The sequence below is a fragment of the Streptomyces sp. NPDC093018 genome (assembly GCF_040684035.1).
Taxonomy (GTDB): Bacteria; Actinomycetota; Actinomycetes; order Streptomycetales; family Streptomycetaceae; genus Streptomyces; species Streptomyces murinus.
Genome location: NZ_JBFBFF010000012.1, coordinates 84,854 through 98,691 on the forward strand (window position 1 = coordinate 84,854; position 13,838 = coordinate 98,691).

General features: G+C 71.7%; 13 protein-coding genes. 3 read left to right on the forward strand and 10 right to left on the reverse strand.

The genetic code is table 11. The annotated features are described in order from the left end of the window. Positions 1 to 5: 5 nt before the first annotated feature. From AB0N90_RS25180 to AB0N90_RS25195, 4 genes are all read right to left on the reverse strand, one after another. Positions 6 to 995 carry a sugar ABC transporter permease gene (locus AB0N90_RS25180; protein WP_365200176.1) on the reverse strand — a complete coding sequence of 330 codons (990 nt, stop codon included), beginning with the start codon at positions 993 to 995 and terminating at the stop codon, positions 6 to 8. Between the two features lie 5 nt (positions 996 to 1,000). After that, the gene (locus AB0N90_RS25185) at positions 1,001 to 2,317 is read right to left on the reverse strand and encodes a sugar ABC transporter substrate-binding protein (RefSeq protein ID WP_365200178.1); all 1,317 of its coding nucleotides are present in this window, start codon (positions 2,315 to 2,317) and stop codon (positions 1,001 to 1,003) included. A gap of 172 nt (positions 2,318 to 2,489) precedes the next feature. After that, positions 2,490 to 3,233 carry a MerR family transcriptional regulator gene (locus AB0N90_RS25190; RefSeq protein ID WP_365200181.1) on the reverse strand — a complete coding sequence of 248 codons (744 nt, stop codon included), beginning with the start codon at positions 3,231 to 3,233 and terminating at the stop codon, positions 2,490 to 2,492. 134 nt (positions 3,234 to 3,367) lie between these two features. Then, the gene (locus AB0N90_RS25195) at positions 3,368 to 3,967 is read right to left on the reverse strand and encodes a TetR/AcrR family transcriptional regulator (RefSeq protein ID WP_361675564.1); all 600 of its coding nucleotides are present in this window, start codon (positions 3,965 to 3,967) and stop codon (positions 3,368 to 3,370) included. A 123-nt stretch (positions 3,968 to 4,090) separates the two neighbouring features. On the opposite strand from AB0N90_RS25195, the gene AB0N90_RS25200 reads away from it, so the two are divergent. Further along, a complete protein-coding gene (locus AB0N90_RS25200) occupies positions 4,091 to 5,104 on the forward strand; it encodes a zinc-binding dehydrogenase (RefSeq protein ID WP_365200184.1) in 1,014 nt (337 codons plus the stop codon). A 149-nt stretch (positions 5,105 to 5,253) separates the two neighbouring features. Here the strand turns inward: AB0N90_RS25200 and AB0N90_RS25205 are convergent, their stop codons facing one another. Further along, positions 5,254 to 6,063, reverse strand: coding sequence for a helix-turn-helix domain-containing protein (locus AB0N90_RS25205; protein WP_365200186.1), 810 nt, complete (start codon positions 6,061 to 6,063; stop codon positions 5,254 to 5,256). Between the two features lie 241 nt (positions 6,064 to 6,304). On the opposite strand from AB0N90_RS25205, the gene AB0N90_RS25210 reads away from it, so the two are divergent. Together AB0N90_RS25210 and AB0N90_RS25215 are read left to right on the forward strand one after the other, a co-directional pair. Beyond that, positions 6,305 to 7,573, forward strand: a complete 1,269-nt coding sequence (locus tag AB0N90_RS25210; RefSeq protein ID WP_361675556.1) for a S53 family peptidase — start codon at positions 6,305 to 6,307, stop codon at positions 7,571 to 7,573. A 154-nt stretch (positions 7,574 to 7,727) separates the two neighbouring features. Further along, complete coding sequence (locus AB0N90_RS25215) at positions 7,728 to 8,147, forward strand: ASCH domain-containing protein (protein ID WP_365200189.1); 420 nt, start codon at positions 7,728 to 7,730, stop codon at positions 8,145 to 8,147. Positions 8,148 to 8,205: 58 nt separating this feature from the next. On the opposite strand, the gene AB0N90_RS25220 is transcribed toward AB0N90_RS25215, so the two are convergent. The 5 genes from AB0N90_RS25220 to AB0N90_RS25240 all read right to left on the reverse strand — a co-directional run bounded on the left by AB0N90_RS25220 (position 8,206) and on the right by AB0N90_RS25240 (position 13,483). After that, the gene (locus AB0N90_RS25220; protein ID WP_365200191.1) at positions 8,206 to 9,087 is read right to left on the reverse strand and encodes an alpha/beta hydrolase; all 882 of its coding nucleotides are present in this window, start codon (positions 9,085 to 9,087) and stop codon (positions 8,206 to 8,208) included. A 227-nt stretch (positions 9,088 to 9,314) separates the two neighbouring features. After that, a complete protein-coding gene (locus AB0N90_RS25225; protein ID WP_365200194.1) occupies positions 9,315 to 10,442 on the reverse strand; it encodes an aminotransferase class V-fold PLP-dependent enzyme in 1,128 nt (375 codons plus the stop codon). After that, on the reverse strand, positions 10,435 to 11,778 hold the full coding sequence (locus AB0N90_RS25230; protein WP_365200196.1) for a hypothetical protein: 1,344 nt from the start codon (positions 11,776 to 11,778) through the stop codon (positions 10,435 to 10,437). The genes AB0N90_RS25225 and AB0N90_RS25230 overlap by 8 nt, the downstream gene beginning before the upstream one ends. After that, positions 11,775 to 12,611 (reverse strand): alpha/beta hydrolase, encoded by an 837-nt coding sequence (locus tag AB0N90_RS25235; RefSeq protein ID WP_365200199.1) that lies wholly within the window; start codon positions 12,609 to 12,611, stop codon positions 11,775 to 11,777. Before AB0N90_RS25235 ends, AB0N90_RS25230 begins: the two co-directional genes overlap by 4 nt. Before the next feature lie 20 nt (positions 12,612 to 12,631). Beyond that, positions 12,632 to 13,483: a class I SAM-dependent methyltransferase gene (locus tag AB0N90_RS25240; RefSeq protein WP_361675537.1), complete on the reverse strand. Its 852-nt coding sequence runs from the start codon at positions 13,481 to 13,483 to the stop codon at positions 12,632 to 12,634. Between the last annotated feature and the right edge of the window lie 355 nt (positions 13,484 to 13,838).

The window sequence follows — 13,838 nt, forward strand, 5'->3', positions numbered from 1 at the left end:
GCGAGTCAGACATCGGTGGTCCTCCGCTCCCGCGTGGTCGCCAGCAGATAGCCGCCCGTCACCACGAGCAGGAAGAGCAGCAGCAGGACGGACATGGCGGAGCCGGTGCCGAAGTTCCAGGTGACGAAGGAGGCTTGGTAGATGTGCACGGAGACGAGGTCGGCGGCCTCGGGCGCGGACCTGCCGAACAGCACATAGGGCGTGTTGAAGTCGTTGAACGTCCAGAGGAACAGCACCAGGACCAGGACCTGGTTGACCGGTCGCAGGGACGGCAGGGTGATGCGGCGGATCCGCTGCCACATGCCGGCGCCGTCCAGCGCGGCCGCCTCGTACAACTCGCCCGGGATGTTCTGGAGTCCGGCCGTCACCACGAGGAAGGCGAACGGCCAGCCCTTCCACACCGAGACGGTCAGCAGGGCGTAGAAGCTGTTGTCGCCGATGAGCCAGAAGGCGGGCTCGGCGCCGAGGTGCAGCTGGTCGTGCAGGACGTGGTTCACCAGCCCGTTGTCGTGCTGGAACATGAACACCCAGGTGATGACGGCCGCGTAGACGGGCAGCGCGTACGGCACCAGGAACAGGGCGCGCAGCAGGCCGCGGCCGCGGAAGGTGTCCTGGAGGAAGAGGGCGGCGGCGGTGCCGATCAGCCAGCACAGGGCGACGGACAGCAGCGTGAAGCCGACGGTGACCAGGAAGGAGTGCAGCAGGGCCGCGCCGACGGGGGCGTGGAAGTCCACCGACAGGCGGTAGTTGCCGAGCCCTGACCAGGGGGCGGTGCCCCAGTCGCGGATGTAGAACTGGGTGAGTTCCTTGAAGCTCATCACGATGCCGATGACCATCGGCACCAGGTGGACGAGGAGTTCGAGGACGAGGGCGGGCAGGAGCAGCAGATACGGCAGCCCGGCGCGGCGGATCCTCCCGGGACGGCGGCGGGCCGAGGACGCCGCTGTCCCGGGAGGAGACTTCGCCACCGACTCCTCAAGGGTGTTGGTGGTCATGGCCGTTACGCCGCCGGCATCTGCTGCTGGGCCTTCTGGAGCGCGGCCCTGACCGAGTCGGTGGTCACCGCGCGCCCGGCGGCGGCGTCGGCGAACAGGTCCTTGACGGCGGTGCCGACCGTCGTCTCGAACTGCGATTCGGCGGGCACCTGCGGCAGGGCGGCGGCGCTGGTGGCGAGGGTGTTCTTCAGGACGGTGTTGGCGGGGGTGTTGAACGCGGGGTCGTTCTGCGCCGAGGTGACCGCCGGGATGGAGCTGTAGGCCTTGTTGAGGATCTTCTGCTCCTCGTCGGAGGTCATGAACTTCACGAACTTCGTCGCCCCGTCGAGGTTGTGGGTGTTGCGGAAGACCGCGATGTTGATGCCGGCGGCCATCGAGTTGATCCCGGTGCCGGGCCCGGGTGTGCCGGAGCGCACCGGCACGGGCGCGACGCCGTACTCGCTGTCCTTCATCCCCTGGGAGGCGAGGTTGGCGGAGGCCGACTGCCACAGCAGCATGGCCTGGCGGCCCTTGGCGAAGTCGCTGACGGACTGGTTCTGCGCGTACTCGGCGTCCCCGGTCGGGATGACCTGGTCCTTGGCCATCAGATCGACATAGCTCTTGACCGCGTCGACGACCTTGGGGTCGGTGAAGTTCGGCTTGCCGTCGGCGGTGAAGAAGTCGGTGCCGCGCTGCTTGGCGAAGACGAAGATGTGGTGGATGTTCTCCGAGACGTTGGAGCCCTCGGCGCCGAGCGGGGAGCTGCCCTTGGCCTTGATCTTCTTGCCGTCGGCTATCAACTCGTCCCAGGTGGCGGGCGGTTGGGAGATACCGGCGTCGGCGAAGATCTTCTTGTTGTAGTAGAGCGCGTACGCCAGCGCGTACAGCGGCACGGCGGCCGGGTCCTTGCCCTGGACGCCGGTGGAGGCGAGCGCGGACGGCACGAACCGGCTCTTGCCGCCGATCTTGTCGAAGTTCTTGGTGTCCCAGGGCAGCAGCGCGCCGCTCGCCTGGAGGGAGGCGCTCCAGGAGTTGCCGATGTTCAGCACGTCGGGGCCCTGACCGGAGGTGGTCGCGGTCAGGATCCGGTTGAGCAGGTCGGGCCAGGGCACGACCTCCAGCTTCACCTTGATGCCCGTCTGCTTCTGGAACTTGTCGAGTTCGGGCTGGAGTACCTGCTTGTCGACGGCGACGCTGGCGCCCTGGTTGGAGGCCCAGTAGGTCAGCGTCTTCGGCGCGTCGTCGGACCCGCCCCCCGTGGACGAACCGCCTCCGCAGGCCGTCGCCGTGAGGGCGAGAGAGAGGGTGACGGCGCCGACGGCCGCGGCTCGGATGCTGCGCATGTCTCCAGGTGTCCCTTCCGGGCGTCGAGAGCCTTCGGGATCGCGCACCGGGAGCGGTCGGTACGACCGCTGCCCTCCAAAGGCCCTCACGTCTTAATTTAGGACGTGAGTTAATCGGCGCGGGCGCGTGCCGTCAAGGGATCCGACAGAGGTTCCTCGCGTTCCGGCGCCCTCAGCGCGCGTCGGCGAGAAGTGCGCGCGCCGTCCGGTCGAGCAGGGGCGCGCGGCTCTCCGGGCGCGGCCGGTCGTTGATCACGGCCAGGAGGCCGAGGTACAGCTCGCGGCGCGGGTCGGCGGCGAGGCGGAGCCGGTCGAGGAGGCGGGCGCGCACGGCGTCGTCGTCGGACCGGCCGAGGAGGCGGGCGTAGTGGGCGGTCACGGAGGCGAGGACCCGGGCGGCTTCGGCCGATTCCGGGCCGGTGCCCGCCGCCACGGCCGGGCCGACCTGGTCGTGAAGGACGCCCCACAGTCCCCGGCCGGGACCACCGACACCCCGCCCTTCACCCGCCTCGGCCTCCGCCAACCGCCGTAGGACGTCCCGGAATTCCGGGTCCTGGGTCAGCTGCGCGAGTTCGGCCCAGGCCCGCAGCTGTTCCGTGCGCGGGTCGTCGGGCAGTTCGGGCGTCATCGTACGACCGGCCGCCGCGAGGCACGGGTCGGCGGCGGCGCCGAACACCGCGTCGAGGAACTCCTCGACGAGACGGCGGCGTTGCCGCTCGGTGAGCCTGGCCAGCCGGTGCATGAGGTCCAACTCCCTTGGGTCCGGGTCGCGTTCGGCCACCGCCGTCAGCACCGCGCGCCCCAGCCACAGGGTGCGGATCTGCATCGCCAGGGCTTCGGCATGCGCCCAGGCCGCCTCGGGGAGGGCGGCCTCGCGGTCCACGACCCTGCGGACCGTGACCTGATCGATGCCCAACTCGCGCAGGGTCCGCACCAGTTCCGGACGCGCGACGGCGTCGGCGCCGTACCGCCGGTGGCCCGCGGGGCTGCGCCCACCTTGGCGCCTCCCCCTGGGGGATGCGCAAGCGCCCCAGCGCCCCCTGGTCCGGGTCAGGGGCCGGCCGGGGGGCGCGGGAGGGTGCCCGTGAGGGTCAGGGTGACGAGGCGGGTGGCGAGGTGCTCGTCGAGGGGGGCGCCGCTGATCAGGGCGCGGGTGAACAAGGCGCCGCTGATGGCCTCGATGACGAGGCCGGGGTCCGTGTCCGGGGCGAGTTCGCCGCGCTCGACACCCCGGCGGACCATGACGGCACCGCGTTCGAGGCGCTCGGTCCAGTAGGGGAGGCGGCGGTCCGGCAGGGTGTCGTCGCGTTCGACGCTCAGCCGCAGCAGCGCCTCGCCCTGCGCGGTGGCGAGCAGCCGGGCGAGCGCGCCGAAGTACGTGGCGAGGTCGTCGCGGACGTGTCCGGTGTCCGGCACGGGCATGGCCGCGTCGAGCTGTTCGGTCAGCGCTTCCAGGATCAGGTTCTCGCGGGTCCCCCACCGCCGGTAGACGGAGGTCTCATGGACGCCGGCGGCGCGGGCGACGGCACCGACGGTCGTACCGGCGAGCCCCTGTGCGGTCAGGACGTCCACGGTGGCGGCGAGCACGGCGGAGCGCATCCGGGCCCCGCGGCGGCGCAGGGGCGGTGCGTTCTGGTCGGACGAGGGCATGGTCAACCATAACGCAGGGTTACTTGCTTTAGCCCGAGGGCGGGCGTAGGTTTCATCGCAAGGCGACTTGCGTTAAGGGGCTCGCGGCCCCAGGGGTCGCCGCCGCGCCAAGGAGGCCATGTCATGGAGCAGATGCTCGCCGCCCGGCTGCACATCCCGAGCCGCACCCTGCGGATCGAGGAAGTGGCGAAGCCCGAACCCGGCCCCGGCCAGGTCCTGGTGAAGGTGGAGGCCGCGGGCGTCTGTCTGTCGGACGTCCATCTGATCGACGGCACCCTCACCCCGCTGCTGCTGCGCGGCGACACGGTCACCCTGGGCCATGAGGTGTCCGGCACCATCGCCGGGACCGGCCCCGGCGTCACCCGCTGGACCCCGGGCCAGCGGGTCGTGCTGTACGCCGGTGAGATCCGCGAGGGCGTCACGTACACCCGGGGCGTGGACTACGACGGCGGCTGGGCCGAGTACGCGCTCTCCTCCGAGCACGCCCTGACCGAGCTGCCCGCGGCCATCCCCTTCGACCAGGGCGCGATCATCCCGGACGCGGTCTCCACGCCCTGGGGCGCGATCACCGTCACGGGTGCCGTGAAGCCCGCCGAGGCGGTCGGCGTCTGGGGCGTCGGCGGGCTCGGCGTCCACGCGGTCCAGCTGCTGCGGACCGTCGGCGCGTACCCGGTCGTCGCGATCGACCCCAACCCCACCGCCCGCGAGCGCGCCCTCGCCCAGGGCGCGGACCTGGCGCTCGACTCCGCCGACCCGGCGCTGCGCGAGCGGATCCGCGAGGCGACCGGCGGGGCGGGTCTCGCCGCCGCGTTCGACTTCGCCGGTGTCCCCGCGGTCCGCGCGCAGGCGCTGTCGGTGCTCGCGGCCAAGGGCCGGCTGGTTCTCGTGGGCCTCACCGACCAGCCGCTGACCGTCGCCGACGGCACCCGCTTCAGCTATCTCCAGCAGCAGATCCTCGGGCACTACGGCTCCGACATGCCGGTCGCGCTGCCGCAGCTGCTGGCCCTGCTCCAGGGCGGCCGGCTGGACTTCTCCGCCTCGATCAGCGGCGAACTCCCGCTGGCGCAGGCGGCCGAGGCGGTCGAGCGCCTGGAGAACAAGACCGGCGACCCGATCCGGCTGATCCTGCGCCCCTGACCGGGCGGCTCCGGGAGGGCAGCTCGGACAGGGCGGGCGGTGGCGGGAACACCGGCAGGTGATCCCGCCACCGCCTTCGCACATCTCACCGCTTCTTCACATCCGGCCACTCCCCCGCCCCGGCCATCTCCGCGCCGCAGCAGGGAAGTTCACGACTCCGGACCCGGCCGGGCCGCCGCCCACACCGTGTCGAACGCCAGCCGCAGGCAGGCCGCGAGAGCCGGATGTTCGATGAACAGGGTCGTCGTGGTGTCCGCCCCCGCCACCGGGTCCGGCATGTCGCACAGGACGAGGGACGCGTCGGCGATGACGAGCTTGAGCGGGAGGTCGGCGGCGAAGCGCGCCTCCTCCCCCGCGGCGGCGAACCGCCGTACGTGGTCGGCGGTCTCGGGGTCGGCCAGGGTGTCGGAGAGGTAGATCGCACGGACCGTGCCGCCGCCCTGATGAAGGCGCCGCACGGCGGTGATGCCCGCCGTGTTCTCGGGCGGCGCGACGAAGGGGGGTTTGCAAAAGGTGAGGAGTTCGTGACGAGCCTGAAACTGGATATCGGCAAAACGTTCACCGATCGCCTTCGGGTCGCGCAGCACCTCGATGTAGTCCAGGGGGTCGGTGTGCTGCCGGCCCTGGGTCCACAACGGACCCAGCAGAGCGGCCAGTTCCTGAGAGGACCGCTCCAGTCGGTCGACGGTCTCCCGCTGGGCGGACATCAGCCGGGCCAGGGCCGGCTCAGGAGGCACCGCGGAGTACGTCGTCACACGTCCGGGGCGTGCGGTGGCCAACTGCCGCCGCACCAGGGCGTCCAGGACGTCGTACACGCGCTGGCGCGGCACATCGGCCTCGCGGGCCACCTCGGCGGCCGTGTAGGAGCCGCGCCTGATGAGTGACAGATAGACCCGGGCCTCGTAGCGGGCGAGCCCGAGGGACATCAGACGGTTGACGGTGGTGTCGTCCAGCTCCATGGCCGCACAACATATCGGCCGTTCAAAGAGCTTGGGCCAAGGTTTTACCAACTGCCCTTGTTCTCAACGGCAAACAGTCAATAACCTCGACCCCAGCCACCACTGACCGGGGTGGCAGATCCATCGACATGCCCAGAACCAGACTCCGGCCGGCCACCCCCAACGGTGGGTTGTCATGCCTTTGACATGCCCATCAGGCCGTCGCTCCGGAGTCGACCATCCCCCCACGGAGGGCAGTTCTTTGCATTCCCACCGCAGAAGGAACCGCATACGCCGCAGCGCTCCTGCGCTGCTGTCCGCGGCGGCGCTGATCACCGGCGGCGTGGCCGTCGCCACGCAGACGTCGGCCTTCGCCACCACTCCTGCCGCCGCGCACGCGGCGACCACCTCCGCGGCCGCGTCGGTGCACACGCACCGGCTGTGTTCGCAGCCGAGCAAGCCCGGTTACATGGCCTGCCAGTCGGTCGAGCGCACCGACATCGCCCAGCACAAGTCCCTCGGCCGCAACGACACCCCGCAGGGTTTCGGGCCGTCCGACCTGGCCGCCGCCTACAACCTCCCGAAGGACGGCGGCAAGGGGCAGACGGTCGCGATCGTCGACGCCAACGACGACCCGAACGCCGAGAAGGACCTGGCGGCCTACCGCTCCCAGTACAACCTTCCCGAGTGCAGCACGGACAACGGCTGCTTCAAGAAGATCGACCAGGACGGCGGCAGCAACTACCCGACGCCGGACGCGGGTTGGGCCGGGGAGATCTCCCTCGACGTCGACATGGTCAGCGCGGCCTGCCCGCAGTGCAACATCCTGCTGGTCGAGGCCAAGTCGGCGAACATGGACGACCTGGGCGCGGCCGTGAACCAGGCCGTCAAGCAGGGCGCCAAGTTCGTGTCCAACAGCTACGGCGGCAGCGAGGGGTCCGACGACACCACCGCGGACGACCAGTACTTCAAGCACCCCGGCGTCGCCATCACCGTCAGCTCCGGTGACAGCGGCTACGGCGTCGAGTACCCGGCGGCCTCGCAGTACGTGACGGCGGTCGGCGGCACCTCGCTGAAGAAGGACAGCAGCACCCGCGGCTACTCCGAGACCGTCTGGGGTACCTCGGCCGGCGGCGACGGCGCGGGTTCGGGCTGCTCGCAGTACGACGCCAAGCCGTCCTGGCAGAAGGACACCGACTGCGCCAAGCGCGCGGTCGCCGACGTCGCGTCCGTGGCCGACCCGGCCACCGGTCTCGCCGTCTACGACACCTACCAGGCCAGCGGCTGGAACGTGTACGGCGGCACCAGCGCCGCCGCGCCCTTCATCGCCGGTGTCTACGCCCTCGCGGGCGCCCCGGGCTCGGGTGACACCCCGGCGTCGTACCCGTACTCCCACCCGGACCAGCTGAACGACGTGACCAGCGGCTCGAACGGGTCCTGCGACGTCGCCTACCTGTGCCAGGCGGGCAAGGGCTACGACGGCCCGACGGGTCTCGGCACCCCGAACGGGACCGGCGCCTTCACCAAGTAGTCCGGGAACCCTCCGGACCGGGTGAGCGCCTCGACGCCGGTCCGTCCGACCCCCGCCGCGGGTCGGACGGGCCGGCGTTCCGCGTTCCGCTTTCCGGTGCAACTCCGTTGTGATCTACACGAGTTCGGGTACGCCGTCGGGTACGCTCGGCCGCATGAGTGCTGACGATCTCCCCAAGCTCGCCCTCGCCTTCCCCGGCCCGGAGCGGGACAGCGGGGTCGAGGCCATCATCAGCGGCCGCAAGACGGCCATGACGGCGCTGGTCGAGATCCTGGAGCGGATAGGGCAGCCCGTCCCAGAGGCCGGCCAGCGGTACGCGGTGCTCGACTCGGACGACCGTACGGCCGTCGTGATCGAACTGACCGAGGCCCGGGTGATCCCGTTCCGCGAGGTGGACGACCGGTTCGCGCTGGACGAGGGCCGCGGCTACGCGAACGTCCAGGAATGGGCCGCCGCGCACCGGGACTTCTTCCGCGGTGAGCAGGTGACCGAACTGCTCGGCTACACACCCGTCGTGGACGACGACGCGCTGGTCGTGGCCGAACGGTTCCGGGTGGTCGACGCGGAGGGCTAGTACCGGGTGGTCGACATGGAGGACCGGAACTCCTCGGCGTCGCGATGCGCGCGCACGCTCAGCCTGTGTGGGCCACCAGTGCGTCGATGAGCGTGGGCCAGAGTTCGCGGGGGCGGTCGTGGCCCATGTCGGGGAGCAGCAGGAGTTCGGCACCGGGCACCAGTTCCGCGGTGCGCCGGCCGCCGCTGGGGTCGATCAGTGTGTCGTCCAGGCCGTGGATCACCAGTGTCGGTACCCGCAGTTCACGGAGCGCGTCCGCGCGGGAGCCGCTGAGGATCATGGCGCCGAGCTGTCGTCCGATCCCCGCGGGGTGGTAGGCGCGGTCGTAGCTCGCGGCGGCCAGTTCGCGCAGCGCCGCGGCGTCGCCGTACCGCTTGGAGGCCCACACCAGTTCCTTCTCCGCCGCCGCTACGTACCCCTCCCGGTCCGCGGGCCTCGGTCCGAACAGCACGGCCTGCGCCTGGGGGCTCGGCCTGCCGTACTCGCTCTCGCCGGTCGAGGACATCATCGAGGTCAGGGTCAGTACCCGCTCCGGGGCGGCGACGGCCATCGTCTGGGCGATCATTCCTCCCATCGAGGCGCCGACCACATGGGCGCGTTCGACACCGAGCGCGGTGAGCAGGCCGAGGCCGTCGGCGGCCATGTCGGAGAGCCGGTAGGGGACCATCGCGAGCGCGGCGGGAAGGTCACCGGAGCTGACGGCGGCGATGAACTCGCCCATGTCGACGGGGTGGTCGTCGAACCCGGTGGACAGCCCGCAGTCGCGGTTGTCGTACCGGATCACATAGCGGCCGCGGGCCGCGAGCGCCCGGCAGAAGTCCTCGTGCCAGGCGAGCAGCTGCGCGCCGAATCCCATCACGAGCAGGACCGGGGGGTCGCCGGGGTCGCCGAAGGTCTCGTACGCGAGGGACACCCCGGGAGACACACCGATGATCGACATGCGGAGAGACTGTCACGGCCGGCCGTGGCACGCACCTGGGATTCCGGCGCGACCGTTCCCGGCGGGCGTGGCGGACGCGGCGGACGCGGCGGACGTGCGGAAGGCCCCGCCGGACGTATGACCGGGCCCCGCCGGGCGTATGACCGGGCCCCGCCGGGCGTATGACCGGCGGGGCCTTCGTCGTCACGACCGCTTCTTCGGCGTGTTCCCCTCGACCGCTCCCGCCCCTACGCGCCCCGCGCCTTCGCCAGGTGCCGTATCGACTCCTCCAGCGCCCCTTCCAGTTCCATCAGTCGGGGCAGCGGGATCTCGCCCATGGTGGCGATGCGGAAGTGGGTCCGCGACAGGCGGCCCTGGCCCGCGTAGATGACGTAGCCGCGCTGTTTCAGCTCGTCGTGCAGCGCGGGGTAGGTGACGCCGGTGGGCAGTTCGAGCGCGGTGACCGAGTTCGCGCGGTACGGCTCCTCGATCAGGACCGGCAGGCCCAGCCGGGCGAACCCGGCGCGCACCACGGCCGCCCGCTCCCGGTACAGCCGGACGCGTGCCGCGTACCCGCCGGCGGTCTCGTACTCGGTGATCGCCTCGTCCAGCGCGTAGCACGTCTGGACGGCCGGGGTGAACGGGATGTCCCCGGCGCGCTGGGCCGCCAGCTGGGCCGCGGGGTCGAGGTAGACGCTGCGCCGGGGCACCGCGGCGACCCGGTCGACGCCCTTGGCGGTGGACAGCAGCAGGAAGGAGACGCCGGGGATGCCGTGCAGGCCCTTGTTCGCGGTCCCGCAGATGATGTCGGCGCCGACCTCGGCGAGATCGGGTGACTCGATGGCCGTCGAGCTGATCGTGTCGACCAGGAAGACCGCTTCGTGATCACGGACGATCGCGCCGATCTCGGCGATCGGGTTGAGCATTCCGGTGGTCGTCTCGTGATGCACGCACGCGACGGCATCGATATGCCCGTCCGAGCGCAGCCGATCGGCGATGGCGACCGGATCGACCGGAGTGGTCCAGGGTGCCTCCACCACGACCGTCTCGATCCCATGGGCCTCGGCCATGGCCAGCAGCCGGGCGCCGTACACGCCGTTGTCGACGACCAGCAGCTTGCGTCCGGCGCGGACCGAGCCGATCACGGCCGTCTCCATGGCCGCCGTGCCGGAGCCGGTGATCAGCACCGTCTCATGGGTGTCCGGCACGCCGAGGCAGCGGGGGATCGAGGTGCGCAGCCGGGCGAGGAGTTCGGCGAACTCCGGTTCGCGGTGGCACAGATCGCCCCGCAGCAGGGCCGCGCGCACCCCCGGGGAGGTGCCCGCGGGGCCGGGGTTGAGGAGGACGAGGTCGTCCGGGGCCGCGAGGTCACTCATCGTCGCCCCAGTAGACCGGTGCCGGGATGGCGCCCTGGAGGCCGTTGATCATCAGGTGGCCGTCGCCCTTGATGCCGTAGCGGCGGATGGCGCCGACGAACTCGCCGTCCAGGACGTAGGAGCCATAGACCACGGGGACGGTGATCTCGTGCAGGTCACCGGAGTCGTCCTGGTAGGAGAGGGGCTTCGGGGTCGCCGTCATCAGCTCCTGTACGACCCAGGGGCGCTCGGCGCCGGCCGCCTGCTCGATCAGGGCGGACCAGTCGGCGGCGGTGAGTTCGCGGCCGATGAGGACGTCCCGGCCCTTCTCCCCCAGCGCGGGCTTGATCACCAGGCGGTGCTGGTTGCGCAGCGACCAGTCGAGCAGGTCGACGCGCTCGCCCCGCCAGAAGGTGTGGCGCTCGGTGAGCCGCCGGGTCCAGGGCACCGCCTCGGTGAGGTCGGCGGCGAGGGAGGGCGGCAGTTCGCCGGTGAACTCCTCGTCGGAGAGCATGGCGAGGGTGGCCTTCGTGGCGAGGATCTCGCCCCACAGGCCGGTGACGGACCGCAGTGCGCCGTCGCGGGCGGCGGCGGAGATCCGGCCCAACTCGGCCATGTGGTGGGGGTTCTCGGCGTCCGGCAGGAAGTAGCGGTGGACCAGCCCGATGCGTGCACCCCGGTGCCAGGCGGCGCCGTCGCGGATCTCGATGTCCTCCATGTGCACGGAGCGCGCGGTCAGTCCGTGCCGGGCCAGTTCCAGCACCAGGGAGCGGTAGTGCCAGTTGTCGAAGTGGTCGTCGCCGGCCGCCTCGTCGGCGTAGTAGGTGAGGGCGATCAGGCCGTCCTCGTGCGTCAGATGCCGGCGCAGAACGTCCGCGAAACGGCCCATCAGGTACCGGGGTTCGCCGCAGGCACCGAACTCCGGCCTGAGCACGTCCGCCCGGTGGGCGCGCAGCAGCATGTCGTTGAGCGGGAACAGGCCCGCGAGGGAGCCCGCGTTGACGTCGACGATGACGCAGCGCTCGGGTCCGGTGCCGTCGGTGGTGCCGAGGATCATGTCGGGGCGGCCGATGAGATGCCAGTCCCGCGCGGGCAACGACTCCCACATCGGGATCAGTTGCTCGGGCAGGCCGAGGGCCTTGGCCATCCGGCCGGCGTCGCCGTCGTGGCGGTCGATGAACGCCTCGACGCCGCGCCGGAAGGTCGTCCAGGTGCGGGACATCTGTCCGAAGGTGGCCGTGGGCAGCCGGGCGGCCGACAGGGCGAACCGGAAGGGTACGGGTACGGCGTCCAACTCGGCGGTGACGGAGGCCAGTTCCGCCGGGGTGAGCGCGCGGGGTGCGAGGAGTCCGGTCATCGGGCCGCCTCCGCGAGGAAGGCGCGGGCCTTCTGGAGGAACTCCTCGGGCCGCTCCATGGTGATCATGTGGCCGAGGTCGTCGATGTACTCGGCGCGCGCCCCGGGGATGTCGCGCGCGAGCCGCTCGCCGATCTCGATGGCGTCCGGCTGGTCCATGCCGCCGATCAGCACGAGCGTGGGCACCTGGAGGGAGCCGAGCCGTTCGGCGGCGTTGGGCACGAGTTCGAGTTCGTCGGGCTCGTTGCCCGTCTCGGCGACCGTCCTGCGCCTGCGGTCGTAACCCGCGGTGGCGGTGATCCGCAGCCGTGCGATCAGCGTCGGGTCCATGTCCGCGAGGGTCCGCTTGGGTCCGGCGACCCAGCTGCCGAGGCTGATGTCGAGGGCTTTGTCGTCGTCACCGGCCCAGATGAGGTCCTCCTCGGCCATCCGGTTGGTGTTCACCTCGTCGGTCCACACATGCTCCCGGCTGACCGGGGCGGCCAGCAGCAGGGAGCGGACCCTGGCGGGGTGCAGCACCGCGAACTCCACGGCGATGCGGCCGCCGAAGGACGGGCCGATCACATGGGCGCGCTCGATGCCGAGGTGGTCGAGGAGGGCGGCGAGGTCGTCGGCGGACTGGTACGGCGCGTCCGGGTATCCGGAGCGGCCGAAGCCCCGGCAGTCGTAGCGGACCACGGTGTAGTCCTCGGCCAGGTCCTCGAACTGGCCGTCCCAGATGGTGGTGTTGCCGTTGCCGGTGTGCAGCAGGACCACGGCGTCGCCGGAGCCCGCGCGTTCGTAGTAGAGCTCCGTGCCGTTGACGGGTGCGAAGCCGGTCTCGTGGTTCGTCATGTCTCTCTCCTCGTGCTGGCTCAGCCGCGGGCGGCGGTCAGCGCGCCGGTCAGCGGGGTGGAAGGCAGGGCCAGTGACTCGCTGTAGCCGGCGGCGCGGATCTCCACCAGGAGGTCCTCCTGGGTCAGGGAGCTGCCGCCGTTGACCGCGGTGACCAGGTCGGACATCGCGTTGACGATGGGGAGTTCGGAGTCGGCGGCGAAGGTGGTGGCGATCACCCAGCCGCCGGGGCGCAGCACCCGGCGCACCGCTTCGAGGGCCTTGGGGATCGCGTCCGGTGACATGAAGCTCAGCGGCAGCCAGGCCAGGTCGTAGACCGCGTCGTCGGCGAGGTCGGTGACATCGCCGTGGCGCAGCTCGACCCGGTCGGCGCAGCCCGCCTTGTCGATGACGGTGCGGGCGAGGCCGAGGACCCGGGCCATGCGGTCCACGCCGACGACCCGGGCGCGCGGCCAGCGTTCGGCGATCCGGGCGGCGAGCTGGCCGGTGCCCACGCCGACGTCGAGGAAGGCGGCATCCGTCCGCTCGGCGATGCCGGTGAGACCGAGGACGGGTGCGGCCTCGTCCACGATCCAGTCGGCGACCTGGCGTGAGCCGCGGCCCTGGGCGAGCAGGACCTCGTCGGGCATGTCGCCCCAGCCCTTGGTGGGGCCCTCGGCGAAGGCCGCGGCCTGGGCGAGCTGGCTGGTCAGGGCGGCGGCGAACTCCGGATCGTGGTGGCCGACCGGCAGTCCGGACAGGGTGAGCGCCCGTTCCACCGCGGCGCGCTGCTGCGGGCTGAGGTCGTCGCGGCCCTGTGCGGCGTAGGCGGCGACGGCCCAGGCCGCGTCGACCAGTCTGCTGAGTTCGAACTGCATCTGTGCGCCGAGCATGATGCTGCCTCCTTGGGCGTCAAACCGAGTCGGGGCGAGGGGGCCGGGCCGGACGGGGCGACCGGGGGCGGCCTGGCGGGGCAGTGCCCGCGGGGTCCGGGCCGGGGCGGGGCTGCGGGGGTCCGGGCCGGGGGGCTGCGGGGGTCCGGGCCGGGGCGGGCCGGGCACGGTCGGCCAGGGCAGGCCTGGCAGGGCCAGCCGGGGCCAGCAGGGCACGGTCGGGTGGGGCGGGCAGGGCGGTCGGCCGGGGCGAGCAGAGCATGGTCGGCTGGGGCGGGCAGGGTGCGGTCGGCTGGATCGAGCCGGGCCCGGCTCGGTTCAGCCGGGTCCAGCTCGGTTCAGCCGGGTCCAGCTC